This is a genomic window from Proteus sp. PR00224 (genome assembly GCF_016238105.1).
Classification (GTDB): Bacteria; Pseudomonadota; Gammaproteobacteria; order Enterobacterales; family Enterobacteriaceae; genus Proteus.
This window is the reverse complement of sequence record NZ_JAEHQU010000008.1, coordinates 114703-141203: the sequence shown is the minus strand read 5'-3', so window position 1 is coordinate 141203 and position 26501 is coordinate 114703. Positions and strand designations below refer to the sequence as shown.

Below are 26501 nucleotides of genomic sequence, written 5' to 3'. Positions count from 1 at the left end.
TAAATATTCTTTATGATAAATAGTCTGTCAGCGCGCATTTTCGCAATATTCTGGCTGACGCTAGCATTAGTTCTCGTGCTAGTTATGATGGTTCCAAAGCTGGACTCGCGCCAGCTTACCCCTCTTTTAGAGAGTGAATACCGTCAAGGCGTTATGCTAGAACAACATATAGAAGCAGAATTAGCTCAAGATCCCGCTAACGATCTCCTTTGGTGGCGTCGATTAATTCGTGCTATTGATAAATGGGCACCACCTGGTCAACGCTTAATCATCGTTACCAGTGAAGGCCGTATCATCGGCGCTCAACGTAATGAGATGCAGGTTGTCAGAAACTTTATTGGCCAATCTGATAACGCCGATCACCCTAAAAAGAAAAAGTATGGCCGTTCTGAGATGTTAGGGCCCTTTTCTGTAAGAGATGGTGAAGATCATTACCAACTTTATCTCGTACGCCCTTCAAGTAGCCCTCAATCTGACTTTATCAACTTATTATTTGATAAACCGCTATTGCTACTCATATTCACCATGCTTATCAGCACACCATTATTAGTATGGCTTTCTTGGAGCTTAGCAAAACCTGCAAGACAACTTAAAAATGCGGCTGATGATGTTGCTAAAGGTAACCTCCGCCCTCACCCAGAGCTAGAGACTGGCCCTCAAGAGTTTTTAGCAGCAGGCACCAGCTTTAATCAGATGATAAGTGCTCTTGAACGTATGGTTGAAGCACAACAACGTTTAATTTCTGATATTTCTCACGAGTTACGTACACCATTAACACGCTTACAATTAGCTAGCGCATTGTTACGTCGTCGTAGTGGAGAAAGTAAAGAGCTAGAGCGTATTGAAACTGAAACTCAGCGCCTTGATGGCATGATTAATGACTTGCTGGTTCTTTCTCGTAATCAACATAAAAACGAGTTATTACGTGAAACAGTAAAAGCCAATGAATTGTGGGATGATATTTTAGATAACGCTAAATTTGAGGCCGAACAAAGTAATAAAACACTACAAGTGACAACACCGCCGGGAGCATGGCCTATTTACTGTAATCCATATTCTCTGGCTAGTGCATTTGAAAATATCGTTCGTAATGCCTTACGTTATTCCAACTCTCGCATTGAAGTTGCCTTTACTGAGCAGAACCAAGGTATCACCATTATTGTTGATGATGATGGCCCAGGCGTTAGCCCAGAAGATAGAGAGCATATTTTCCGACCGTTCTATCGTACTGATGAAGCAAGAGATCGTGAATCTGGAGGCACAGGCTTAGGTTTAGCGATTGTTGAAACCGCAGTTAGCCAACACAGAGGCCATGTTAAAGCTGACGATAGTCCATTGGGCGGGTTAAGAGTTGAGATTTGGTTGCCGAGGGCTGGGGCAAGTAATAAATCAACAACTGCTTAATAGAGTAATTAAACTGTTGTATCAAAATATACTGCCATCTATTGAAGAATAGGTGGCATATTCTTTTAGTTAGCGTTTGTTGATGCAATTCAGAATGATCTGGCTGAATCGACCTCTATTCCGATATTTATAATGCTAAATTACCCATATCTATCCATGGAAAGGAGCATTAATGATGAATAGCGCATAGTGAAAATTTATACACCAATTCTACCCAATATAAGATTCAACCATCAAAAAAAACTCACATCAATATATGTCTAGAATTAATCATTACTAACAAAATAAATTTACTAATTCTTTTTATACCATCCAAATTAAATTTAAAAATTAGTTATAATATATCAGCCAATGATATCAGATCTCAAAATTATGAATATTTTCATACATCTACTCAATTAAAAATAAATAAGCTTCTTAGCCAATGATCAATATGTTGTTTTTTTATATTTAAGTTTAAATGTTCTTTAACAGAAAGAAACTCATTTAATCTATTAATATTTATATCTTCAATTTTTTTTCTATCAAAACACATAATAAATTTTTCATCATAAAAAGGCGCCGTCTTAATATTATTATTTGTTGTAAGTATTTTTTTCCCCTTTCCCAAGGTTTCAATCGTACGCATTGTTAGCCCATTTTGCCCAGAACTGTGTATATCAAGTATCACTGAACTATTATTCATTATTTTTTCAACTTGACTATAGTCCAAGGCATCGAATGAGACATCTGATATATTTATATGCGCCCATTTTTTACTAATAAATTTATTAAAAAAGAAAAGTATTTTACTTGGGCAATAAAAAAACTTAAATGTTTTTTTATTATTAAGCATACCAAATATATTATTAACAACTTCATATCTATCACCATGAAGTGTTCCAATAAATGATAGATCGTATTGTTCAGAAGAATATTCTATATTATTTTCCGTTGAATAAAATAATGGCTTATATGATAATTTGTATTCTTGACAATCTATATTGTCAAAACTCCAAACATGATTTGCAAATGGTATTATTTTTTTATTCTGTGGTTTATTTTTTATTGAATCCCAAAGATAAAATATAATCTTTATCTTTTTTTTACGTAGCTTTTTTACAAACCATGCAGGAGTTGCTTCTGGATTGATTATTAATACAGTATCAACAAAACTTTCTATTATTTTTTTAAAAATATGATTATAATATGAGTATGTTAAAATAAAGCTAAGAGGAGAAAAATTTATTCTTAGTCCAGCTTTAATAAAAAAGGCATTACTTGGTCTTTCATTTAAACATATATAATCATCACAAATTTTAGATAATGATTTCTCTAGGTTATTAGAATAATTAAATACTGAAGGAACCAACATCAATACCTTATTTTCTATTTTTTTAGTCAGAAAGTTAGCCATAATTTATCTAGTTTTAATGATCCGTCCAGGTGAACCAACAATTACTGAATTATCAGGAAAAAAGCCTTTTATTGTTGAATTTGCACCGACAATACAGTTATTTCCTAATCTTGTTCCAGCTTGAATGACAACACCATATCCTATAAAACAATTTTTACCGATATAAGTATTATTAATTTTCGTGGGTTGTTCATGGATAGGTTTTGAAATATTTTCATATGTATGGTCAGTATCAGTAATAAATACATTAGCAGAGATTAATGTACCTTCAGATATAATAGTGCTACTTGAACATATTATATGAAATGATTGTCCTATAGAAATATTATCTTCAACTATTAATTTACCATTTCCATGTACTTCAATTCTAGCGTGAGGAAAAATTCTAACTCTACGACCCAAAAACACTTTTTTGATACCCAATAAGAATATAGGTTTTCCAAGATAGGAATAAAGCCCAATATTTCCAAAAAAAGGCTTAAGCAAAATAGCTCTGATACTCCAAAAAAATTTATAAAAATATTGAATTTTAATCATAATGATACTTTATTATATTTTGCCCAGATTAGAAATAAAACTATGCCAAATAGACGATCTGTATGCTCTTTACCATTCAAATGCTCATCGAACATTTTAGTATAAAAATGATAATTAATTATATCAGATCGTGAATTCAATATATCACCAAAAAATTCCTTCCATTTTCCCTCTCTGATCATCATACCTAGTGGTAGATTGAATCCTAATTTTCGTTGAAAATCGAACTCATCAGGTAATATTTTTTTTGATATATCTTTCAATAAAAATTTTTTCATTCCATCTCTAATTTTAAAATTATCAGGAACTTCATTAAATGCAAATTCAATTATCCTATAATCAAGAAGTGGAGCCCTAGCTTCAATAGAATTAAGCATTGAACATCGATCACTTTTAACTAAAATACTATCTCTTAAATAATGTTTAAAATCTGAAATACAACAATTTTTTAAAATAGAACTTGTAGTCTGTTCATTATTTATTCCCCACTTATCATTTTTCCAATAATTAGGATCTATATTAGGTAGTAATTTCGACAATCTATTTTCATCATAAAAAGATCTTATATTTGGAACATTAATATTTAAATCATATTCTAATGATTTTAGCCAATTTCTATATTTTGAGTTTAAAGGTAGTAAATTTCTAAAAGCTTTAACAGGCATAAAATTAAATAATGTTTGGTAACGTTTTTTTATATTATCTAATTTTTGCATTCTCTCATAATGTTTATAACCACCAAAGAGTTCATCCCCACCATCACCACCTAAAGCAACTCTGCAATATTTAGAAACTTCATAATTCACTAAATATGTAGGAAGCAGTGAAGAGTCATTTATTGGTGTATCAATACTTTTAGCAATTTTTAAAAATAAATCAGGTGAAATATTTACACCTTCAATTTCTGTATGTTCAGTGCCAAAATAATTAGCAATTAATCTTGCACTTTCTGATTCATCAAACTGACTATAACCAGGAAATTTGACCGTAAAGGTTTTCACTTGTTTTGTATGTGTGCTAGCAATTGCAGTCAACATGCTTGAATCGACACCACCACTCAGTAAAATAGAAGCGGGAACATCACATCTTAGCTGAAGTTTGACAGAATCATTAATTAAATATGATAACTTCTCGTAAAGATAATTATGATTAGCATTTTCTTTTTGGCCAACAGGAAGAGCCCAGTATCTTATTGTAGTTTGCTCAAGATTATCATTTAAATATATAGTTCTAATTGTGCCAGGCTCTAATGAAAAAACATTATTTATCCAACATTCATCATTTCCTGTAGCATAGCCATGCTGAAAATAATTAAAAAGAGAATCTCTACTCAATTTTTTTGGTATATTAGATAAAGCTAATAGTGCTTTTAAATCAGATGAAAAATAAAATTTTTCATCATAATTAGAGTAGAATAAGGGTTTTTCTCCAACCCTATCTCTACATAAAACAACTTTATTATTTATTAAATCATAGATTGCAAAAGCGTATGCACCATTCAATTTATCAAAATAACTTTCACCAAATAAATTATATCCTTGTAATATAACTTCCGTATCTGATTGACTTTGAAATAACACTCCACATTTAATTAACTCCTCTCTTAACTCAACATAATTATATATTTCACCATTAAATGTAATAGAGTTTCCATTTCTGACCATTGGTTGATGGCCAAGTTCAGATAATTCAACAATAGAAAGTCTTACATGTCCAAAATTTACTTTTTGACATGGTGATGTCCACACTCCCATCGAATCTGGGCCACGAAATCTCATGATAGATAAAGCTGGTTTTAGATCGACATGTTGAACATTATTTTCTTTTGATATGAAGCCAAGGATACCACACATAACATCACCGTATTAATATGGCTCTACGCCAAAATTTTTAACAATTGTACATATAATTCTAAATGATCTTGGATATTTTAGCATTAAGTCTATTATCCTGTATTTAAATTTTATTTTAACATTATTATTTTTATTTAATTTATAGTTAAAATAATTAGATAATAAATTGTAGTTTGAAATGTATTCGCTAAATTTTTTTGTCCTAAAGGCATTTAATATACAAATATATCGAATGTGTCTCTGCAATGCCATATACAAAAATTTCATTTGATCATTGGATAATTTTGAGGCAAAAAATAATTCTTGTTGTTTAACAAGATCTATTGCTGATAATATATTTTTTTTACCAAAACTTCTTGAATAACTACCTTGCCTAAATCTAGAAATAATTAATATTTCAGGAATAATTAGTGCGACATCAGCATAATAAGCACAAACTCTACTAAATAAAATATCTCTTCCATGCATTCTATCTGGTAAAAAAATAATTTCATTATTTATGATAAGTTGCTTTTTAATACACTTGTTCCAACAAACACCACTTATTCCTTCGGGTTGAAAAGATGATAGCAATATATCTTTTTTATAAAGCTCATGGCGTTGATAATTAGATTTGGAAATAGTTTTATTTTCTAAAAAATTTTTAAATTCATATCCAAAATTTATTATATCATATTTTTTTTTAGAAATTTCAGAATATAAAACATATAAAAGATTATCTAAAAATATATCATCTGAATCCAGATATAAAAAATACTCTCCAGTAGAAAACCTCATTGCATAATTTCTAGCGACATTAGGTCCAGAATTATTTTGATATAAAATTCTAAAACGATGATCATTTTTGGCAAACTCTGAAATAATTTCTCTAGTATTATCTGTAGAACCATCATCGATTAATAATACTTCAAAATTTTTATAGGTCTGATTGAATATGCTAGTTAAAGTATCTAAAATAAATTCTTGTGCATTAAAAATAGGTACTATAATAGAAAATTTAATATTCTCATTCACTTATAACACCTCTATCCATTGTTTAATAATTTCATCTTCATGAAATTTTTTACTTGTATTTAGTGCATTTTTTCTCATATGAATTAGCTGTTCTGAATCATATACACTCTGAATATAATTACAAAACTGATCAATATTATTATCACTACATAGAAAGCCATCAAAATTATGCGTGATGACTTCTGATGGTCCAACTAACGATTTATTGCTTATAACGGGAACAGAATATGACATAGCTTCAGTCATCGTCATTGAAAATGACTCACTCTTCGATGTAATAATATATAGTGATGCTTTTTTATAAAATTCATACACTTCATTCGTTGCTGGATGAAAAATTACAGTATCATTCAACCCTAATTTTTCAGACAACTTTTTAAGCTTATCTTGTTCGCTACCATCACCTACAATCCAGAAAATAATATTTATTTTTAAATCTTGTATTTTTTTTGCGATTTTTAAAAAAACCTCTATTTGTTTAACAGGTTCTAACCTTGCAACAGTTAAGCAAATAAATTTATCATTGAGATTTATTTTCCATTGTTCATTATCATTAAAATTAGTTGTAGAGTTATAAATAATCGTGGAATCTAAATTAATATTCTTGAAACTATCATAACCACTTCTGGTTTGAGTAATTATTCGTTTAACTTTACTATATGTCCACTTTCTTAAGAAACAGATAAGCTTTCCATGACTATTATAACTACTATGCTCACTAGCAATCAAATTTCTCATATTAAATCCTAGGAAATTAAGCATAATTGTAGTGATAGGGTGAGTACTTATATTCGTACAATTTTTGTTCAAGTTAATGTTGTTTTTTCTTAATTTATAACAAGAATATAGTGTAGTAAATTTATATTTTTTATCTGTAAATTTATATTCACTTACATATTCTAAACAAACAAATTCAGATATGGGATATAATGGCTGTGAATTTGTCTTATGTAAAGAGTATATTGTTACTTTATATCCATTTTTAGATAATGCATTAGCGAGGTTTATAGAAAATCTTTCTATTCCCCCTTTTAAAGTTATATCCAAAACGAATAAATTAATATTTTTTTTAATTTTCATATTTTAATTTAAATAAAATTAATTATATATTGATATTTAGGTAATGATGCATAAGTGAATAATTTATATGATAGAATAATAGATAATACAGTTATATAGAAAATTTTATTTATCATATATTTAGTATTCACTAGTATATATACGACTAATATTGATTCAAAAATAATAAAATAACTTGATAATCTTACAGTTATATCTTGAAATATAGGATAATTTATTAGATATAGAACAAAACCAAAAAAATAAATAAAAAATATTTTTTTTATAAAAAGATCATTCTTAAAATTAAATCGAGTTAGTATAAATACAAATACTATTGGGTATAATCGTCGAACTATGCCAATAATATAAGCCTCAACTGAGAATTTATTATAACTTTCAGATAAATACATATTAGCACCTCTTATGTTTAAAGTGTGTGCCAATACCTCAATAAATTGTTTAGATATTAATATCCATAGAACAGAAATTAGAATCATAAAAATTATTGAATAACTATTCAAATATCGTTCTAAGTTAAAATTTAACAATGGCCAAAATATAAGTGCAATTATTGCTGTCTTATGAAAAAGTGTGGCTAATATAATAGAGAATATAAATTTATATTTATATTTTCTCATTGCATAATAACCAGCAAGCATAATAATAGAAAGAGCAATACCTTGTCTTAATCCGCTAAGATTAAAATATAGATATATATCACTATAAATAATGGTAAATGTTGCAACTAATAAACCTACACCTAAGAATTTATAAATCGCATAAAAATAAAAAAATAAAGAAAAAACGGCACAAAATAACAAAAAAGCATCAAAGTTAAAATAAATATATTTAAAAAAAACATTAAAGATATAAAATCCTGTTTCTATATCACCTTTAAAAGTATTTAGATTATTAAATATATTTAAATAATTAGCAGTATCTTGACCTACATCCCCCCTTAAACCGGAAAAAAGAGCAACAATAGTAAAGGCAATACATATTGGTATCATTCTTTTTTTGAATAAATTTAAATATTCGCAGAAAGATAATAAAACCAATGCAAAAAATACAACAAAATATGGTATCAAGTGGAAACCTCTATTTATAGATTTATATCTATTCCATATTATTTTTTCGATTCAAGTAATAATTTATAATTTTTTATCATTGATTTCATATCGCTAAGAACACATCTTGGATTATACTCAATTAAATCTCGAATTTTTTCGATATTAATTTCATTGAAGAAATCTATATCATTAGTTACGTGCCATTTTATTTCACAACCAGTGTTTTCAATCAAAACTTCAGCAAGTTTCTTTGCTGAAATATTTCTACCAGATGCGATGTTAATAATACCAGTAACTTTTTTCTGAATTAATTCTAAAGTAGAGTTAACTACATCACCAACATATACATAGTCTTTTTCATATTTTTCAGTCACATACATATTAACAATACCTTTATTCAAAGCATCACGTATAATAGAAGGTAAAAATAAACTACTTTCAATTGCTGCACCATAAACATTACTTGGTCTAACAATCAGACATCTTCTGCCACTCTTTAAACATAATTCTTCAGCCGTTAATTTTGATAAATTAAATAATCGTCTTGTATCAGTTAATGATATTGTAATATCTGAGGTTTCAGATGATTTATTATCACCTATATACACTCGAGTAGAAGATAGATAAGTTAGTGATTTGAACCTAGCTTGATATAACACTTTATTCAATAGGGTAAGATTAGCATCTACAACATTATAAGGATTCTCTAGGCAGTTACCATAACCAGCAGCATATATTACATGCCCCAAATTTTTCAAAAAAATAGATTGATCATCACGCTCAGGTATATAGACTTCATGTCCTTGCATTCTGAGTGTCTTAACAAATTCAGAACCAATAAAACCACGACCACCAAATATAGTATACATTATATAAAATATCTCTTTTATTTTATGATAATAAGTTAATTTAACTATTTCATGTATTATAATAATATATATTTAATTATTATATAATAGTCATTAATTATTTATATAAGTTTAAATATTCTATACAAGATTATTTTTCAAAAAACTTATAGAATAATCTTTTAAAAACTCTATTTTATTATTGATTGCATTCCAATCAATATCGGAATTAATATTCTTTTCAGAATATCCCCCCTCAACCAAAACTCGATCTTCCAATCCAAAAACACTTAATAAAGAAAGGAATCTATCTGCGCCTCTTTTATTATTTATAATACAATTAAATGGTTTATTAAAAATAATACAAAAAACACAGCCATGAAAAGAATCAGTTATAATATAATCAGAGTTATGTATATTTCCTAACCATTCTTCCATACTTAAAACATTATTAGATGAATTCCCATCACTCACTTTTTTTAAAGATAACTGTTTACTTTCAGCAATTTCAGATATTATTTTTTCTTTCTTTTTTGTATTATCTAATATGTATGCAAATAAATTCTTTCCTTTTTCTTCATATCCATTAAAACGAATTAAATTTATGTAATAATTTTTATCTATAACCATTGTAGGATCTAGCACATGAACAGCTTCTACTCCAAAGGTATCTTGACATATTTTTATACCACTTTTTTCACGTACTGAAATTTTTCTAAATTTTTTTAAGTTATCACTATGATATTTTATTTTTTCTATATCACCTAAAAATTTATCACCCCCAAATGATGCCGCATAAGCTAATTTAATAATATTTTCATTTAAAAATCCAAGAGAATAATCATTCTCAAAATTAGAATATCCCAACTTTGCAAAAACCTGATCACTACCTACAATACATGCATCAAAATTATTTGATAAGAAACATCTATATAATTCCTTACTATTATATACACTCTGACTTTTAGGATTAATTTCTAAATTAATAAATTGTCTTAATTTATAATTTTTTTTAGTTAAAATTGAATTACGAAATTTTTTTATAAAAAACAACATATACTTTTTTACTATATATTTCATTAATGATTTGAAATATTTTTCACTTTGGAAATTAATCAACACAGGTTCATGACCTAAGTCAGATAATAATTTCATTAATGCATACGCTTGAATAATTCCACCATAATTATTAATTAATGGAAATGTGATAACTGCTATTCTCATTTAAGTTAACCTTATTTTACTATTTTACTATTTTACTATTTTACTATTTTACTATTTTACTATTTTACTATTTTACTATTTTACTTATTAAATATTTAATTAAACCTTTCATACCTTTATTTTGAATGGCCATACATGTATATAGTATCTTATATTTCCTATTTAACTTTTCCATATTGTTTATAAAATACTCTATATCATTCATCTTAACAGCTTTCTCATAATAGGAATGTGACTTATTTGCTATTTCTATTCTCATATCTTGAACAAAACCTCTTAAAAAAGAAATATTATTTTCTGGCTTAACTCTTAATTGAGGATACCACTTTCCTTTTTTATTTAATTTGAATAGTCGATATGAAAGTTCATCATGTGTATGTCTATAATGAGCAGCTTGAGATTGAAATATTTTATTAGTATCTATTGATTGAAAATTTACTCTTTTATCTTTTATTGCATTCTGAATGATTCTATGAATAATATTATTTCTTACAATAATAATGTTATTCCCTAAACTATCCTTAGAATATTCAGGCAACCAAGCATCGCCAATAACAATATCAGCAGTTTCATTAAAAACATCATCGGTAAAATCTGAAGCAATTGGTTTAAAATATCCTAATCCCCAATTTTGCCCATGCAATTTATCTTTAGGTGCTATTACTGTTTTCATTTCACCATTAATTAATCCTGTCATCTTTATTGCATATTTATCAGCAGGGAATTCATCTAATTTATACCTAAAATCTATATTTTTCATATCTCCAGGTTTAATACCTACCTGCCATCCCATAAAATCAGCAAACCTTGCACTTTTTTGATGACCACAGATTAGTCCAACTGTAAAAATAATTCTATCATTGAAAATTGGTTCTTCTTGACACAATAACCTAACTGCTTTAATAAAACTTGGTATACCAACAATTGCATATTTTCCTGCATTTTTTTTTACTACTTCTAAAACTTTTGATAATTCAACAGGATAATATTTTGTCTTAGCTCCTTCTTTTATTTCTTTGATACTTTTTGAAATTTGATATTCAAAGAGAATTGAAGAATCTGAATCATTTTTATCTTTAACATGAATAACACCATCAATATAACTATTTTCAAGTAATTCTTTTAATATCCATGTACCAACACCTCCAGAACTTGCATTTCTTCTATAATCATCTTCTAATACATGTCCTGCATATAAAGACATATAATATCCAATCCTCTTATCATATAAACATCCATTCTGATTTGAGTATAATTTATTAGAAATAATATCTTCATTTATATCTTTATTTAAGTATGGTGACACTTTTTCTATGACCAATGATAATTCAGTATCTTCGGTATCTTCAATTACTTCTTCATATAACCCTTTATCATTCATTTTTATTTTTATTTTATCTTCTACTAATGAAGTAACTCCACTTACTTCACTAAAAACTTTTTTACTATTAAATTCTTTTATATTCATTCTTATTTACTCAAATTCAATTTTAACGACAACTATTACATTATTATTTTTACATTATAAATATCATTTATATAATAATTATAATTTTTTATAATTATTTTTCACACATACTATCAATTGATTTATTATATTTTTCTCATAACTATTCATTATAAAACCATATGAACACAAAAATATAAAAATCACTGAAAAAGATATAAATAACATTAATGAATATACTGATATAATATTAAATTGAGTCTTAATTATATAGATAATCGAAAATAAAATTACTATCGGGATAAATACTTTCATTATCTCTACCCAGAATTTTTTTATATTTAATCCTAATTTTAAATAATATATATTCATTATTACCCCATTCAATAAGAAAAATGCTATTGAAATGGAAAAAACAACCCCCCAATATCCATAATTTTTCACTAATATTAAGGAAATAAAAATTGTAAGTATAGCCATAATAGTTGCTGCCATGGATCTAAATGCAAATTTATTTTTTGCTTGTAAAATACTTAGCCCTAAATTTTGTATTAATGGTATTGAAAGAGGAATCATAATAATTATAGTTAAATAATATGCATCTTCATAAGCATGTCCAGCCCAATAATATATGAATTCTTTTCCAAAAAGAATAAAACCAAGAACAACCATAAATATGATAAAAGATTGTAATCGCCCTATTTTTATCATTTCTAAAGTTAATTCATTATTAGTGACACCTTTAGATATCATTTTTGATATTTTAGGTAACATCACACCACTAATAGCAGTGGATAACATTATAAATGTTGTATTAAATAATATTGATATTGAATATATAGCAACACTCTCTGTTCCTTTATATGAACCTATAACTAATTGACCGAAATTCCAATTTATTTGATCAACTATTAAAGCTAAAAATATAAATATAGAGTATTTAAAAACCTTTCTAAATACTTTAAAATTAAAACAATAAATACTAAACTTAATATTTATTGTTTTTTTATAATAAACATAATGTAAAAACATAAAAATAATATTAATAATAGATATGATTAAGATCATTGCGATCACACGATAATTAAAATAAATTGATAATATTATTAATAGAGGTATAGATAAAGAACGAAAAATACTTAATATTTTTATAAAAATAAACTTCTCATATGCAGTAAGAATAGATCTATAAATATTTAAAGGAATCATTAACGATATATTAACAGCTAAAATAATTAATAAAATTTTTAAAGTATCAATTTCATTTTTTGTCATTGCATCAGAAAAAATAGAATCTATATTCTGATACAATAAAAACATAATTATAATAGATGCTATACTAATGATAATATAAGATAATTTTATTGTTCCATATAAAATTTGTTGCTGTTTTTTTTTATTTTTTTCCAAATAATTAGAGGTAAAAACAACTATTGCATTTCCAAATCCAAAATCTAAAATAGCTAAATAAGTTAAGATTGTTATTGCCAAGGAATAAAGGCCATATTCTGACTGGTCTAAATATCGTAAAACAAATGGTGTATACGCTAACATAACAAATGTATTTAAAAAAATATTCAAATACGTTAGAGCCACTCCCATCTTTCTTTCATTTAATTTCATTATTTGATCCAATAATAATGATATATAGTTAGAATGAAATTCTATAAAAAATCTATTTCATTAATATATTTTTTCTTATTGTTTCAAAATTTGGTTGAGTTAAATCCTTTTCAGAAAGAATAGGTTTTTTTATAGGCCAATCTATATTAATATCTTTGTCATTCCAAAGAATCCCAGCTTCATCATTAGGATCATAATAATCTGTACATTTGTATTGAAAATCAACAATATCACTAAGTACTGCAAATCCATGAGCAAATCCAGGAGGAATATAAAATTGTTTTTTATTTTCTTCACTCAAAATGACAGATGCGTACTGACCAAAAGTACGAGAATTAACTCTCAAATCAACAGCAACATCAAAAACAATACCTCTTGTTACGCTGACTAATTTACCTTGTGGTTTTGTTTTTTGAAAATGCAATCCTCTTAAAACATTTTTAACAGATCTTGAACGGTTATCTTGAACAAATTTTTCTTTTATTCCTAATAAGCTAGAGTATCGATCTTCATGATAAGTTTCTAGAAAAAAACCACGATCATCGCCAAAAACTCTCGGTTCAATAATAAAACAATTCTCAATATTTGTTTGTATTACTTCAATCATTTATTTGCCTTTAAGGAATCAATAAGTATGTCATTTTCTAACAAAGATAATAGATATTTGCCATAATCGTTTTTGCTCATTAAAATTGAACGATTATATAATTCATCATCACTTAACCATTTTTGAGACCATGCTATCTCTTCTAAGCAAGCAACTTTTAATCCCTGCACATTTTCAATCGTTTGTACAAAAGATGATGCTTCATGCATACTTTCATGAGTACCTGTATCTAACCAAGCAAATCCTCGCCCCAATAATTCGACTTTCAAAGATTTATCTTCAAGATACATTTGATTAACAGATGTTATTTCTAGCTCACCTCTATGTGACATTTCAACTTTTTTGGCATAATCTATCACTTTATTATCATAAAAATATAACCCCGTTACAGCCCAGTTAGATTTAGGTTTTTGTGGTTTTTCTTCCAAACTAAGCACTTGATAATTTTTATCAAATTCAACAACACCAAATCGTTCAGGATCTTTTACATGGTAGCCAAAGATAGTTGCTCCATTTAAATTATTAGCAATATTTCTCAGAGTTCGACTAAAAGATTGACCATAAAAAATATTATCTCCTAATACTAAACAGACACTCTCTGTGCCAATAAATTCTTCCCCAATGATAAATGCTTGTGCTAAGCCTTCTGGTTTAGTCTGTATCGCATATTGGATAGAAACACCAAATTGGGAGCCATCCTTTAATAATCGCTCAAAATTACTTCTATCTTCTGGCGTTGTTATAATTAAGATATCACGAATACCAGCTAACATAAGGATAGATAGCGGGTAATAGACCATAGGTTTATCATAAACAGGGAGTAACTGTTTTGAAACGCCCATGGTTATTGGATATAATCTCGTTCCAGAACCACCAGCTAAAATAATGCCTTTCACTTTTTAACCTCTAATATATTTATCATTTTCTTAATACAACCACTGATATAAAACTATATTGCAAAATATTACTGTCAAAAGAATACCTATAAATTTCTTATTTTTATCAGTAAGATATTGATAAGTTTTATAAAAAAGCACATCAGAGCTAAATTAATGTAATTTATACCTTAAAAAACCATTATAAATAAGTTGTAAGATAAAGACTGATACCAATAGGTTGTTTTAAAATCATTATAACTATCTTAATATAATAAATTTTTTTATAATATTTTCAATAAACACAACATTATGAATTAGAGCAGCCATTAATGTAACCAATAGTAATTATTTAATAAATATTAACTTTATTACCAGAAATAAATTTAAATATATCACTTGTTTTTAAAACTAATAGCTAAAAAAATTAATATTTTCTAAACATTTAATATTATTGATTAGCCTAACTCTAGCTGTTTAGCCCATAGCTACCGCACTAGGTTATGGCTCCCAGAGTACCATTAAGTAGTAAAAACATACCCATTGCGCATGAAAACCATCCTTAGAATACATAAATATTTTTTATATTTATAAGGTTTGCGCATATAAATTTACTAGGTAAATTAAAAACGCTTAATAATATCATTAAACAAGAAGTGTGACCATCAAAGCAATTACCTTAAAGAATAGTCTTAAGATAAGAATAAGTTGAGATAATTAATTTAAATCATCGAATTATGACATTTAGCTAGCTCTTAACAAAATTTATCGAAAAATTATCTATGTAATACAAAATAGATACATTAATGTAAAAAGGATTTGTTAACACATTTTACTTACATGGAGTGTTTTTCAATAAGCTCATTAAGAAAAATCTTTTACTTAAAAGTATCTGAGAGTAAACCCCATGTTGTACTTGATTAAGGTATAATATCAAACACTATGCTAGATTATTATTTTGACTAAATTTCATATACCTGCAAGGTAACAAAATTAGAATAACACTATTAAAAAAATTTATTGAATAGCAATCATTAATAAAATTTTATTATTAAGGAATAATTTAATGAAAATCACCATCTCCGGTACCGGCTATGTCGGTCTATCTAACGGGATCCTTCTTTCCCAAAACAACACAGTTGTTGCGTTAGATATCAATAAAGAAAAAGTTGAATTGCTTAACAAAAAAATCTCTCCAATTTCTGATAAAGAAATTGAAGAGTTTTTAGCAACCAAAGAACTCGACTTTACGGCAACTTTAGATAAAGAGCTCGCTTATAAAGATGCGGATTTTGTTATCATTGCAACACCGACCGATTATGATCCTAAAACTAACTACTTTAACACTTCTTCTGTAGAGTCTGTTATTCGTGATGTTTTAGAATATAATCCGAACACGACAATGATTATTAAATCAACCATCCCTGTTGGTTTTACGAAAGAAATGAGAGAGAAATATAATACGGATAATATTATTTTCTCCCCAGAATTCTTACGTGAAGGTCGTGCACTTTACGATAACTTATACCCTTCTCGTATTGTGATTGGCGAGCAATCAGAAAGAGCACAAAAATTTGCTGACCTTTTACAACAAGGCGCATTAAAGAAAGATATTGATGTTCTATTCACTGATTCAACAGAAGCAGAAGCCATTAAATTATTTGCTAATACTTATCTAGCACTGCGTGTTGCTTACTTTAATGAGCTAGATAGCTATGCCGAATCTTATGGACTGAACTCAAGACAAATCATTGAAGGTGTCTGCTTAGATCCACGTATTGGTAATCACTATAACAATCCGTCATTCGGTTATGGTGGTTACTGTTTACCAAAAGATACCAAACAACTGTTAGCAAACTACGACTCTGTCCCTAATAATATTATTAGTGCAATCGTTGAAGCTAATCGCACTCGTAAAGACTTTATTGCAGATTCTATTATTGCTAAATCACCAAAAATCGTGGGTGTTTATCGTTTAATTATGAAATCGGGTTCTGATAATTTCCGCTCATCATCAATCCAAGGCATTATGAAACGAATTAAAGCCAAAGGCATTGAAGTAGTGATTTATGAACCGGAAATGAAAGAAGATACTTTCTTTAATTCAAGATTGATCCGTGATTTAAATGAGTTTAAAGCTATGTCTGATGTCATTATTACTAATAGAATGTCATCAGTGCTAAACGATGTTGAAGAAAAAGTTTATACTCGTGACCTCTTTGGTAACGATTAAATCGATTTCATATGCTCAATATCGTCTTATTTGAACCCGAAATTCCACCGAATACGGGTAATATTATCCGCCTGTGTGCTAACACAGGCTTTCATCTTCATTTGATCCAACCTTTGGGTTTTACTTGGGATGATAAACGTCTCCGTCGTGCAGGGCTTGATTATCGTGAATTTGCAGATATTAAACAGCATCACGATTATTATGCTTTTTTAGAAAGTGAAGGTTTAAACCCTGATAATGCACAATCACCGACAGGTGCGCGTGTATTTGCTTTAACGACAAAAGGGACTCCTGCACACAGTAATGTGAGCTATCAAGATGGAGATTATCTACTGTTTGGACCTGAAACTCGTGGTTTACCACCTTATGTATTGGATAATATGCCAACACAACAGAAAATCAGAGTCCCTATGCTTGCAGATAGTCGCAGTATGAACTTATCAAATACTGTTGCCGTTGTAGTTTTCGAGGCATGGCGTCAACTAGGTTATCCTGGTGCGTTATTAAGAGACTGAAATGCAAAAAGCGCTGCTCATAAATAATGAGCAAGCGCTTTTTTCTATTGGATCCAAATATATTAAAACTTCATTTAGTCTATTTTTGGTCGTTTTATTTCAGCAACAACCTTCGTGATATACCGACACCCTTCCCCTACATCCTTCAACACCAATGCGTGGGCGCCAATCACGGAATTATCACCTATATCTATCTCTCCGCCAATAATCGATGAGTTACAGCCAATATAAACGTTATCACCGACTCGAATATCCGCTTTGCCATCTTTCTCTTTTACACCGATTGTCACGCCTTGCATTAAAGTCACGTTTTCACCTAACTGACAGTAATTAGTTAGTACAATCCCGATGGGATGCGGTAATGAAAGACCTTTGCCTATACGTGTTCTTAGTGAGATATCGTTGCAATATTTACGATTATTCTTGGCACCTATGCGAATGCCTAATTTTTTAAGAAACGGGTTTTTAGAGAAATAAAAGAATTGGGCGACACGCCACCAAAATAGATAACGTGAGCGTTGGCAGAAAAAAACACGATGAAAAAGTCTTATCCAGCTAAAAGGCTTGTTATCACCAATATATTCAGCGTGTAAACAAGCCTTAAGTTCAGAGAGTGTGACTTCGGTTAATGCCATTAAATACCATCACCACATTCAAAACCGGGTACTACACCATTAAAGTGTTGATCCATATCGAGCGAAGGCTTGTCACTGGTCGGTTTACCCACAATGCGAGCAGGAACTCCTGCAACCGTAGTATGTGCTGGCACTTCATGTAATACCACTGATCCCGCACCAATTTTAGCACCGCGACCAATCTCAATATTACCAAGTATTTTAGCGCCGGCACCAATCATCACGCCTTCGCGCACTTTAGGATGACGATCACCGCAAGTTTTACCTGTTCCCCCTAAGGTAACAGATTGTAAAATAGAAACATCATTCTCTACGATAGCCGTTTCACCAATCACAATACCTGTTGCGTGATCGAGCATTATGCCATGACCAATACGGGCAGCAGGATGAATATCAACACCAAAAGTAACTGAAATCTGGTTTTGTAGGTAAATGGCGAGTGCTTTACGATCTTGCCCCCATAACCAATGGGCTATACGGTAAGCTTGTAAGGCATGAAAACCTTTTAGATAAAGCAGAGGTGTGGAGTATTTATCAACAGCAGGATCGCGTAAACGAACGGCGGAAATATCATAAGCGGCAGATTCAATCATAGAATGATCACTGCGATATGCTTCTTCAACAATCTCACGCACAGCAATCGCAGGCATTGTCTGAGTTGCCAGCTTGTTCGCCAACATATAACTTAAAGCACTGCCTAAATTTTCATGCTTGAGTAATGTCGCATGGAAGAAACTCGCCAAAATTGGTTCGCAATCTGCCAAACATCTTGCTTCATTTTTAATATGATCCCAGACTCTTTTTAATTCTTCTAGCGACATACTCACTCTCATTCTTTTACATTGAAGCCTAAGTAAAAACTTAGGCTTCTTATGTTTGAAACAGAAATAAATAGCTGACTATCTAAAATAGACTTAGAACAGATTGCTGTCTATCTCATCTTTCGTTGCGCGGCCTAATAAAGATAATGCCGCTTCTTTGGCATCTTTATGCTGATATAAAATCTGGTAGATCTGCTCAGTGATAGGCATTTCAACACCAACTTGTTCTGCTAATGCGCGAACTTCTTTGGTATTACGATAACCTTCAACTACCTGCCCGATTTTCTCTTGGGCGGTATCAACATCAAAACCTTGACCTAGCATCATGCCGAATCGACGATTACGAGATTGGTTATCAGTACAGGTTAAGACTAAATCACCTAACCCTGCCATTCCCATAAAGGTTGCGGCATCAGCGCCTAAGGCTTTCCCTAAACGGCTCATTTCAGCAAGACCTCGGGTAATCAGTGCGGTACGTGCATTAGCACCAAAGCCCATACCATCAGACATACCCGCACCAATAGCAATCACGTTTTTTACCGCGCCACCTAATTGCACACCGATAAAGTCAGGGTTTTTATAAACACGGAAACTTTTGCCACAATGGAAAAGCTGTTGAAGCTCTTCAGAGAAGGTATTATCCGTTGATGCCACAGAAATCGCAGTAGGTAGACCTGCCGCAAGCTCTTTCGCAAAGGTAGGGCCTGATAAAACTGCTAGCGGGATTTCATTACCTAATACTTCACGCGCTACATCTTGCAATAAGCGACCAGTATGTGCCTCAAGTCCTTTTGTCGCCCAAACAACACGCGCATCCTGACGTAAAAAGGGTTTGATCTGTTGCAATACATCGCCAAAAACATGGCTTGGGATCACAACCAGAATATTACGGCTGGCTTCAATGGCTTTTTGCAAAGAAGCTTCCATGTATAAACTATCAGGAAAGGAAACATCGGGCAGAAATGCCTGATTACAGCGAGCTTGCTCTAACGCAGCAACATGAGCAGGATCATGACCCCAAAGCACAACGTCATGACCATTGCGTGCCAGTGTAATCGCTAAAGCGGTGCCGTATGAACCGGCACCGATAACTGTCATAGAAGCGTTCATTAAGCTTCTTCAGCCCCTTCATTAGCGGCATCAGTTTGTTGCTGTTGTAAATAGTTCATAAACAACGCATCAAAGTTAACTGGTGCTAAATTCAGTTGTGGGAAAGTACCACGGCTCACTAAGTTAGTGATACATTCACGAGCATAAGGGAACAGAACGTTAGGGCAATATGCACCTAAGCAATGTGCTAATTGAGTGCCTTCGATACCTTCAACGGTAAAGATACCTGCTTGTTGAACTTCACACAGGAATGCAGTTTCGTTATCCATTGTTGCGGTTACAGTCACGCGCAGAATAACTTCATAGACGTTTTCAGCTAAAGTATTAGAAGAAGTATCCAGATCTAATTTAACTTCTGGTTGCCACTCTTTTTGGAAAACTTGTGGGGCATTAGGCGCTTCAAAAGAGATATCTTTTGTATAGATACGTTGAATTTGAAAAGTCATCTCTTGGTTTTGCTGTTCTGACATAATAATCTTACCTTTTTATATCCTTATTAATTGAATAGCAGTAAGTATAGAACTCAATCTGCCCGCTCGTTACTTTTTACCTTTAGCCAGTGGTAAATTCTCACCACTCCAGCCTGAAAGACCATCTTTTAAGATAAAGACTTTTTCAAAACCGAGTTTAATTAGGCTCTCAGCAGGTTTTGCACCTTCAATGCCTGATGGTGACACAACAATAACTGGCTGTGATTTATATTTCTCCAGCTCAGCAATATTATTACTTTTGATTTCAGAAGGCGTTAAATTGATAGAATCAATGATGTGTCCTTTGCGGAACTCATCACGGCTACGGATATCAACACACACCGCATTCTCTTTGTTTATCAAAGAAATCGCTTCTGTACGGGAAATATTTTTCGTCTTAGAAAAAAGCCCTTTAAAGGTCAATACAATGACCGCCACCAGCAATGCGACCCAAACAAAACTTAACAGGGTGTGCCGGTTGAAAAATTGCATTACTTCTTGCAGCATAGGATGCAATCACTCTCGTTAGTTAAAAATAGTATCAAAGAGCCAAAGTATACCTTTGTCATGGCGCAATTACAGCCTATTCCTGCGTTTCTCTTTCTATTTTTGCGGAAAGTTTCTCAACAATCATTTTTTTTATTGACGGATTTCTGTACCATTAGCGCCGGTTCCGTGAAAAATGATGAATTGAAAAGGCATTGCCTTTTTACTCTACAGGATCCCTCTTCAGGCAAGCTATTAATAAATCAGCATCCCTTATAATGGCTACTTACGTATAAAATCGCCCATTTTACGTAAGATTTATACCTGTCTGAGATACAACAACTATCTGTTATTTATTTAAAAGTATTGAGAACACGAGCATGTCGCAAACAAATCAAGTGCCTAAAATTGGATTCGTTTCATTAGGTTGTCCTAAAAATTTAGTGGACTCTGAACGTATCCTAACCGAACTGCGTACAGAAGGTTATCAAGTTGTTCCTACCTATAATGATGCTGATTTAGTCATCGTCAACACCTGTGGGTTTATTGACAGCGCAGTACAAGAATCGCTAGAAGCGATTGGTGAAGCACTCGATGAAAACGGTAAAGTGATTGTTACTGGCTGTTTAGGTGCAAAAGAGAACCAAATTCGTGAAGTGCACCCAAAAGTACTCGAAATCACAGGGCCTCATAGTTATGAGCAAGTTTTATCTCATATTCACCACTATGTACCAAAACCTGATCACAATCCTTTTCTCAGCCTTGTTCCTGAACAAGGTGTAAAATTAACGCCTCGTCATTACGCCTATTTAAAAATATCTGAAGGCTGTAATCACCGTTGTACTTTCTGCATTATTCCATCAATGCGAGGCGATTTAGACAGTCGTCCAATTGGTGAAGTATTAGGTGAAGCTAAAAGATTAGTTAATGCAGGCGTAAAAGAGTTACTTGTTATCTCTCAAGATACTTCTGCTTACGGTGTTGATACTAAACATCAAACAGGTTTTTGGGATGGAATGCCTGTCAAAACCAGTATGGTCAGTTTATGTGAACAACTGGCAAAATTAGGCATTTGGGTTCGTTTACACTACGTTTATCCATACCCACATGTTGATGATGTCATTCCTTTAATGGCTGAAGGCAAAATTTTGCCTTATTTAGATATTCCGCTTCAGCATGCTAGCCCTAAGATCTTAAAACTGATGAAACGCCCAGGTGCCGTTGAACGTACCTTAGAGCGCGTAAAACGCTGGCGTGAAATTTGCCCTGAATTAACCTTACGTTCTACCTTTATTGTTGGTTTTCCGGGGGAAACAGAAGAAGATTTCCAAATGTTGTTGGATTTCCTCACCGAAGCTCGTTTAGATCGCGTAGGTTGCTTTAAATACAGCCCTGTTGATGGTGCAAAAGCAAATGAACTGGCGGATCAAGTGCCTGAAGAAGTGAAAGAAGAACGTTATCATCGCTTTATGCAGTTGCAACAACAAATTTCGACTGAACGCCTGCAAGAAAAAATCGGCAAAGTATTGCTGGTTATGATTGATGAAGTCGATGAAGAAGGCGCGATTGGTCGTAGCATGGCTGATGCTCCTGAAATTGATGGTGCTGTTTACCTCAATGAGCAATTTGATGTAGAGCCAGGGCAAATCGTGCGTGTTCTTATTGAACATGCTGACGAATATGACCTTTGGGGTACTATCGTCGAATAATCTCTCTCGTGGACAGCGTGATATTCTACTGCGCTGTCACACAGATTGCCTCTTTTTTCCGCTCTCCTATTATTATTGCTTTATAATCTCTTATTAATTGAATAGATTACCTGTTAGGTATTATCTGAAATTTCGGCTTTATTTCGTGTTAGCTGGTCAGTTGTTTTGTGACATGAAATAATCTTACAAACTGTTATGAAAGGTACGTTGGTCAGATGGCAGAGAAAATGGATCTTCAAAAAAAAACACATCCGTCTTATCGTGTATTTTCTTTACCGTTAATCACGTTGCTTATTAGCACCTCTCTCTTTTCTGCATCCCCTGTTTTTGCGAACACATTAACGGATAATCGTAATCAGCTAAAAGATTTACAAACCACGATTGCTGAAAAAGAAAAACAGGTTCAAGAACAACAAAAACAACGTACAGCCCTTCTTAATCAATTAAAAACACAGGAAACCCAAATTTCTAGCGCTGGTCGCTCTGTGCATGAAACACAAAACCGCTTACAAACGTTAGGCAAAGAGATCAAAACCATTACCGCAAATATTGCACGCTTACAAAAACAGTATCAGTCTCAACAAGAATTATTAGCTCGCCAAATGGATGCGGCTTATCGTCAAGGTAAACATCAAGGTATAGAGCTTCTATTTCGTGGTGAAGAAGGCCAGCGTGAAGAGCGTATCTTAGCGTATTACAGCTATATTAATGATGCGCGTAAAGAAACAATGGCAGAGCTTGCTCAAACCTCAAAAGAACTTGAAGCGGAAAAAAACGCTCAACAAGCAAAACAAAATGAACAAAAACAAGTTCTCACAAAGCAACAACAAGAGAAGCAAAAGCTTGATAACGCATTAGCCGCTCGCCAAAAAACGCTAACTCAACTTGAATCAACATTAAAAGCGGATCAGAAAAATTTAGCCACTATGCGGGCTAACGAAGCACAGTTAAGAAATAAAATTGCACAAGCAGAGCGTGAAGCCAAAGCCCGTGCTGAGCGAGAGGCCCGAGAAGCCGCTCGCATTGCAGCAAAACAGCGTGAAGCACAACAACGAGGTTCAACCTATAAACCAACAGCCGAAGAGCAATCATTGATGTCTCGTACAGGCGGTTTGGGTAGACCTGCTGGACAAGCCATTTGGCCTATCAGAGGCTCTTTATTACACCGTTTTGGCGAGTCTATTTCTGGCTCTGGAGAATTACGTTGGAAAGGTATTGTTATACCCGCGGCGCAAGGTACCGAAGTGAAAGCTATTGCTGATGGTCGCGTGTTGTTAGCCGATTGGCTTCAAGGCTATGGTTTAGTCGTCGTGGTTGAACACGGTAAAGGCGATATGAGTCTTTACGGTTATAACCAAAGTGCTTTAGTGAATGTAGGTCAGCAAGTTAAAGCTGGACAAGCTATTGCTTTAGTCGGTAACAGTGGTGGGCAAGAGCGTTCAGCACTCTATTTTGAAATTAGACGTCAAGGGAAAGCGGTAAATCCAGTTCCTTGGCTTGGGAGGTAGGTTTGAAATTACTTGGCACATTACAACGCAAGCATTCTTTTTTACTTAGTTTAATGTTGCTAAGTCTGGTTGTGAGTACTCCCGCATTCGCAGCCAAATTAGCCATTGTGATTGATGATTTTGGTTATCGTAAAAAAGAAGATAACCAAGTTTTACAACTTCCTACGGCAGTGTCTATCGCTATTTTACCTGATTCCCCTCATGGTAAAGAAATGGCAACTAAAGCTCATACTCAAGGGCGAGAAATCCTGATCCACATGCCAATGGCTCCTATTAGCAAACAACCTCTAGAGCGCGATACCCTAAAACCTTCTATGGGTCAGGATGAAATTAACCGCATTATTCAGCATGCTATTAGTAATGTTCCTTTCGCTGTCGGTATGAATAACCATATGGGTAGTGCGATGACCTCCGATAGACAAGCGATGGATAGAGTCATTAAAGCCCTTAATCACTCAAACCTCTATTTTTTAGATAGCGTGACCATTGGTAATACACAAGCGGCCATTGCTGCAAAAGCCGCAGGTGTTCCTTCTTTACGCCGTCATGTTTTTCTCGATAACGTACAAACCGAAGCTGAAACAAGACAACAACTCGCTCGCGCTATTGCTTTAGCACGAAAGAATGGCTCTGCAATTGCGATTGGACACCCTCACCCTTCAACCGTCCGAGCATTACAGCAGCAGTTGCCTTTATTACCTGCTGATATTCAACTGGTTGCACCGAGTACTCTATTAAAACCACAGGCAGAAAAACCAATACAACCAGAACCACCCAAAGTTGTACCGCCAACAGAACAACCACAAGAGCCAAAACCTGCGTCTTGGTTAAAACCCGCACAAGAAGCCATTATTTCGATGAAAAAAAGTACGCTGATTAATACCTTATCAAGCGGGTTTAGCTCCTCAGAAAAAAAGAAAATACCGCCTACGCCTACTCCGAACGAAATCGGTGAAGTTGAAAAATAATGCAACAAAAAAGAGCCTTAAAAGGCTCTTTTTTTGCTTAGCTATCACATATCACTGCCAATCTAAAATCACTTTACCCGATTGACCTGAACGCATGATATCAAAGCCTTTTTGAAATTCATCAATTGGGAATTGATGAGTAATAATAGGCGAGAGATCAAGGCCAGACTGAATAAGTGCCGCCATTTTATACCATGTTTCGAACATCTCACGGCCATAGATACCTTTAATAAACAATCCCTTAAAGATAACTTGTCCCCAATCAATCGCCATATCAGAAGGCGGAATACCTAAAAGGGCAATACGACCGCCATGATTCATAGTATTCAGCATGGTACGAAACGCAGGTGGTGCACCTGACATTTCTAATCCCACATCAAAACCTTCTGTCATGCCTAGCTCTTTCATCACATCGATTAAGTTTTCTTTGCTGACATTAACTGCTCGGGTAACACCCATTTTTTTCGCAAGATCAAGGCGATATTCATTAACATCCGTGATCACCACATGACGTGCACCCACATGTTTACAAATTGCAGCAGCCATAATACCAATTGGGCCAGCACCAGAAACCAGCACATCTTCTCCCACTAAATCAAAAGATAACGCGGTATGAACGGCATTACCAAATGGGTCAAAAATAGCTGCTAATTCATCAGGAATATTGTCTGGAATTTTAAATGCATTAAAGGCAGGGATAACCAGATATTCAGCAAAACAGCCCGGGCGATTTACACCCACCCCAATGGTATTACGGCATAAATGCGTACGACCACCACGGCAATTACGGCAATGACCACAAGTGATATGCCCTTCACCAGAGACGCGATCACCAATATTAAAACCTTTCACTTCCTGTCCTATCGCAACAATTTCGCCGATATATTCATGACCTACAACCATAGGAACAGGAATTGTTTTTTGTGACCACTCGTCCCAGTTATAAATATGAACATCAGTGCCACAAATTGCTGTTTTACGAATTTTGATCATCACATCGTTATGACCAAGTTCAGGTACTGGAACATCGGTCATCCAGATACCTTCTTGCGCTTTTAATTTTGACAATGCTTTCATATGGGAACC

General features: G+C 32.4%; 24 protein-coding genes. 6 read left to right on the top strand and 18 right to left on the bottom strand.

The features are described 5' to 3' along the window. Positions 1-12 precede the first annotated feature (12 nt). Positions 13-1404, top strand: coding sequence for an envelope stress sensor histidine kinase CpxA (cpxA, locus tag JEP71_RS14150; protein WP_198620338.1), 1392 nt, complete (start codon positions 13-15; stop codon positions 1402-1404). A gap of 394 nt (positions 1405-1798) precedes the next feature. Here cpxA and JEP71_RS14145 read toward each other — a convergent pair whose 3' ends face one another. The 12 genes from JEP71_RS14145 to rfbA all read right to left on the bottom strand — a co-directional run bounded on the left by JEP71_RS14145 (position 1799) and on the right by rfbA (position 14981). Further along, on the bottom strand, positions 1799-2800 hold the full coding sequence (locus tag JEP71_RS14145) for a hypothetical protein (protein ID WP_198626425.1): 1002 nt from the start codon (positions 2798-2800) through the stop codon (positions 1799-1801). Between the two features lie 3 nt (positions 2801-2803). Then, the gene (locus tag JEP71_RS14140; protein WP_198626424.1) at positions 2804-3337 is read right to left on the bottom strand and encodes an acyltransferase; all 534 of its coding nucleotides are present in this window, start codon (positions 3335-3337) and stop codon (positions 2804-2806) included. Then, positions 3334-5190, bottom strand: a complete 1857-nt coding sequence (gene asnB / locus JEP71_RS14135) for an asparagine synthase (glutamine-hydrolyzing) (RefSeq protein ID WP_198626423.1) — start codon at positions 5188-5190, stop codon at positions 3334-3336. The genes JEP71_RS14140 and asnB overlap by 4 nt, the downstream gene beginning before the upstream one ends. Before the next feature lie 12 nt (positions 5191-5202). Further along, positions 5203-6204 carry a glycosyltransferase family 2 protein gene (locus JEP71_RS14130; protein ID WP_198626422.1) on the bottom strand — a complete coding sequence of 334 codons (1002 nt, stop codon included), beginning with the start codon at positions 6202-6204 and terminating at the stop codon, positions 5203-5205. Continuing rightward, positions 6205-7284: a glycosyltransferase gene (locus JEP71_RS14125; RefSeq protein ID WP_198626421.1), complete on the bottom strand. Its 1080-nt coding sequence runs from the start codon at positions 7282-7284 to the stop codon at positions 6205-6207. An 8-nt stretch (positions 7285-7292) separates the two neighbouring features. Further along, complete coding sequence (locus JEP71_RS14120; RefSeq protein WP_198626420.1) at positions 7293-8354, bottom strand: EpsG family protein; 1062 nt, start codon at positions 8352-8354, stop codon at positions 7293-7295. Between the two features lie 38 nt (positions 8355-8392). Beyond that, complete coding sequence (locus JEP71_RS14115; protein ID WP_198626419.1) at positions 8393-9205, bottom strand: NAD-dependent epimerase/dehydratase family protein; 813 nt, start codon at positions 9203-9205, stop codon at positions 8393-8395. Between the two features lie 120 nt (positions 9206-9325). After that, the gene (locus JEP71_RS14110) at positions 9326-10408 is read right to left on the bottom strand and encodes a polysaccharide pyruvyl transferase family protein (protein WP_198626418.1); all 1083 of its coding nucleotides are present in this window, start codon (positions 10406-10408) and stop codon (positions 9326-9328) included. Positions 10409-10475: 67 nt separating this feature from the next. Next, positions 10476-11876 (bottom strand): Coenzyme F420 hydrogenase/dehydrogenase, beta subunit C-terminal domain, encoded by a 1401-nt coding sequence (locus JEP71_RS14105; protein ID WP_198626417.1) that lies wholly within the window; start codon positions 11874-11876, stop codon positions 10476-10478. Between the two features lie 78 nt (positions 11877-11954). Continuing rightward, entirely contained in the window at positions 11955-13478 is a 1524-nt protein-coding gene (locus JEP71_RS14100; RefSeq protein WP_198626416.1) for a lipopolysaccharide biosynthesis protein, read from the bottom strand. A gap of 52 nt (positions 13479-13530) precedes the next feature. Then, positions 13531-14082 (bottom strand): dTDP-4-dehydrorhamnose 3,5-epimerase, encoded by a 552-nt coding sequence (gene rfbC, locus JEP71_RS14095; protein WP_198626441.1) that lies wholly within the window; start codon positions 14080-14082, stop codon positions 13531-13533. After that, the gene (gene rfbA, locus JEP71_RS14090; RefSeq protein ID WP_198626415.1) at positions 14082-14981 is read right to left on the bottom strand and encodes a glucose-1-phosphate thymidylyltransferase RfbA; all 900 of its coding nucleotides are present in this window, start codon (positions 14979-14981) and stop codon (positions 14082-14084) included. The genes rfbC and rfbA overlap by 1 nt, the downstream gene beginning before the upstream one ends. 1045 nt (positions 14982-16026) lie before the next feature. On the opposite strand from rfbA, the gene JEP71_RS14085 reads away from it, so the two are divergent. Both JEP71_RS14085 and trmL read left to right on the top strand, forming a co-directional pair. Further along, positions 16027-17193: a nucleotide sugar dehydrogenase gene (locus tag JEP71_RS14085; protein WP_198626414.1), complete on the top strand. Its 1167-nt coding sequence runs from the start codon at positions 16027-16029 to the stop codon at positions 17191-17193. Positions 17194-17204: 11 nt separating this feature from the next. Then, positions 17205-17708: a tRNA (uridine(34)/cytosine(34)/5-carboxymethylaminomethyluridine(34)-2'-O)-methyltransferase TrmL gene (gene trmL / locus JEP71_RS14080; protein ID WP_036933349.1), complete on the top strand. Its 504-nt coding sequence runs from the start codon at positions 17205-17207 to the stop codon at positions 17706-17708. Between the two features lie 74 nt (positions 17709-17782). Here trmL and JEP71_RS14075 read toward each other — a convergent pair whose 3' ends face one another. The 5 genes from JEP71_RS14075 to JEP71_RS14055 all read right to left on the bottom strand — a co-directional run bounded on the left by JEP71_RS14075 (position 17783) and on the right by JEP71_RS14055 (position 21251). Continuing rightward, positions 17783-18343: a serine acetyltransferase gene (locus JEP71_RS14075; protein WP_198626413.1), complete on the bottom strand. Its 561-nt coding sequence runs from the start codon at positions 18341-18343 to the stop codon at positions 17783-17785. Further along, a complete protein-coding gene (gene cysE / locus JEP71_RS14070; RefSeq protein WP_198620327.1) occupies positions 18343-19164 on the bottom strand; it encodes a serine O-acetyltransferase in 822 nt (273 codons plus the stop codon). The genes JEP71_RS14075 and cysE overlap by 1 nt, the downstream gene beginning before the upstream one ends. Before the next feature lie 93 nt (positions 19165-19257). After that, entirely contained in the window at positions 19258-20274 is a 1017-nt protein-coding gene (gpsA, locus tag JEP71_RS14065; protein WP_198620326.1) for an NAD(P)H-dependent glycerol-3-phosphate dehydrogenase, read from the bottom strand. After that, complete coding sequence (gene secB / locus JEP71_RS14060; RefSeq protein ID WP_006534205.1) at positions 20274-20744, bottom strand: protein-export chaperone SecB; 471 nt, start codon at positions 20742-20744, stop codon at positions 20274-20276. The genes gpsA and secB overlap by 1 nt, the downstream gene beginning before the upstream one ends. 69 nt (positions 20745-20813) lie before the next feature. Further along, complete coding sequence (locus tag JEP71_RS14055) at positions 20814-21251, bottom strand: rhodanese-like domain-containing protein (protein WP_109373443.1); 438 nt, start codon at positions 21249-21251, stop codon at positions 20814-20816. A gap of 359 nt (positions 21252-21610) precedes the next feature. Between JEP71_RS14055 and rimO the strand changes: the two genes are divergently transcribed. The 3 genes from rimO (at position 21611) to JEP71_RS14040 (ending at position 25415) form a co-directional block, all read left to right on the top strand. Further along, positions 21611-22939, top strand: coding sequence for a 30S ribosomal protein S12 methylthiotransferase RimO (gene rimO, locus JEP71_RS14050; protein ID WP_099073937.1), 1329 nt, complete (start codon positions 21611-21613; stop codon positions 22937-22939). 215 nt (positions 22940-23154) lie between these two features. Further along, on the top strand, positions 23155-24447 hold the full coding sequence (gene envC, locus JEP71_RS14045; protein WP_198620325.1) for a murein hydrolase activator EnvC: 1293 nt from the start codon (positions 23155-23157) through the stop codon (positions 24445-24447). Between the two features lie 2 nt (positions 24448-24449). Further along, complete coding sequence (locus tag JEP71_RS14040) at positions 24450-25415, top strand: divergent polysaccharide deacetylase family protein (RefSeq protein ID WP_442958815.1); 966 nt, start codon at positions 24450-24452, stop codon at positions 25413-25415. Between the two features lie 51 nt (positions 25416-25466). On the opposite strand, the gene tdh is transcribed toward JEP71_RS14040, so the two are convergent. Then, the gene (tdh, locus tag JEP71_RS14035; protein ID WP_023583402.1) at positions 25467-26492 is read right to left on the bottom strand and encodes an L-threonine 3-dehydrogenase; all 1026 of its coding nucleotides are present in this window, start codon (positions 26490-26492) and stop codon (positions 25467-25469) included. Positions 26493-26501: the final 9 nt, after the last annotated feature.

Excerpts from the sequence above, each read along its gene's own strand:
- JEP71_RS14055 (WP_109373443.1), bottom strand. The coding sequence starts at position 21,251 with ATGCTGCAAGAAGTAATGCAATTTTTCAACCGGCACACCCTGTTAAGT.
- JEP71_RS14145 (WP_198626425.1), bottom strand. The coding sequence starts at position 2,800 with ATGGCTAACTTTCTGACTAAAAAAATAGAAAATAAGGTATTGATGTTG.
- asnB (WP_198626423.1), bottom strand. The coding sequence starts at position 5,190 with ATGTGTGGTATCCTTGGCTTCATATCAAAAGAAAATAATGTTCAACAT.
- JEP71_RS14105 (WP_198626417.1), bottom strand. The coding sequence starts at position 11,876 with ATGAATATAAAAGAATTTAATAGTAAAAAAGTTTTTAGTGAAGTAAGT.
- JEP71_RS14085 (WP_198626414.1), top strand. The coding sequence starts at position 16,027 with ATGAAAATCACCATCTCCGGTACCGGCTATGTCGGTCTATCTAACGGG.
- trmL (WP_036933349.1), top strand. The coding sequence starts at position 17,205 with ATGCTCAATATCGTCTTATTTGAACCCGAAATTCCACCGAATACGGGT.
- JEP71_RS14100 (WP_198626416.1), bottom strand. The coding sequence starts at position 13,478 with ATGAAATTAAATGAAAGAAAGATGGGAGTGGCTCTAACGTATTTGAAT.
- cysE (WP_198620327.1), bottom strand. The coding sequence starts at position 19,164 with ATGTCGCTAGAAGAATTAAAAAGAGTCTGGGATCATATTAAAAATGAA.
- tdh (WP_023583402.1), bottom strand. The coding sequence starts at position 26,492 with ATGAAAGCATTGTCAAAATTAAAAGCGCAAGAAGGTATCTGGATGACC.
- rimO (WP_099073937.1), top strand. The coding sequence starts at position 21,611 with ATGTCGCAAACAAATCAAGTGCCTAAAATTGGATTCGTTTCATTAGGT.
- envC (WP_198620325.1), top strand. The coding sequence starts at position 23,155 with ATGGCAGAGAAAATGGATCTTCAAAAAAAAACACATCCGTCTTATCGT.
- JEP71_RS14115 (WP_198626419.1), bottom strand. The coding sequence starts at position 9,205 with ATGTATACTATATTTGGTGGTCGTGGTTTTATTGGTTCTGAATTTGTT.
- JEP71_RS14125 (WP_198626421.1), bottom strand. The coding sequence starts at position 7,284 with ATGAAAATTAAAAAAAATATTAATTTATTCGTTTTGGATATAACTTTA.
- cpxA (WP_198620338.1), top strand. The coding sequence starts at position 13 with ATGATAAATAGTCTGTCAGCGCGCATTTTCGCAATATTCTGGCTGACG.
- secB (WP_006534205.1), bottom strand. The coding sequence starts at position 20,744 with ATGTCAGAACAGCAAAACCAAGAGATGACTTTTCAAATTCAACGTATC.
- gpsA (WP_198620326.1), bottom strand. The coding sequence starts at position 20,274 with ATGAACGCTTCTATGACAGTTATCGGTGCCGGTTCATACGGCACCGCT.
- JEP71_RS14140 (WP_198626424.1), bottom strand. The coding sequence starts at position 3,337 with ATGATTAAAATTCAATATTTTTATAAATTTTTTTGGAGTATCAGAGCT.
- JEP71_RS14075 (WP_198626413.1), bottom strand. The coding sequence starts at position 18,343 with ATGGCATTAACCGAAGTCACACTCTCTGAACTTAAGGCTTGTTTACAC.
- JEP71_RS14110 (WP_198626418.1), bottom strand. The coding sequence starts at position 10,408 with ATGAGAATAGCAGTTATCACATTTCCATTAATTAATAATTATGGTGGA.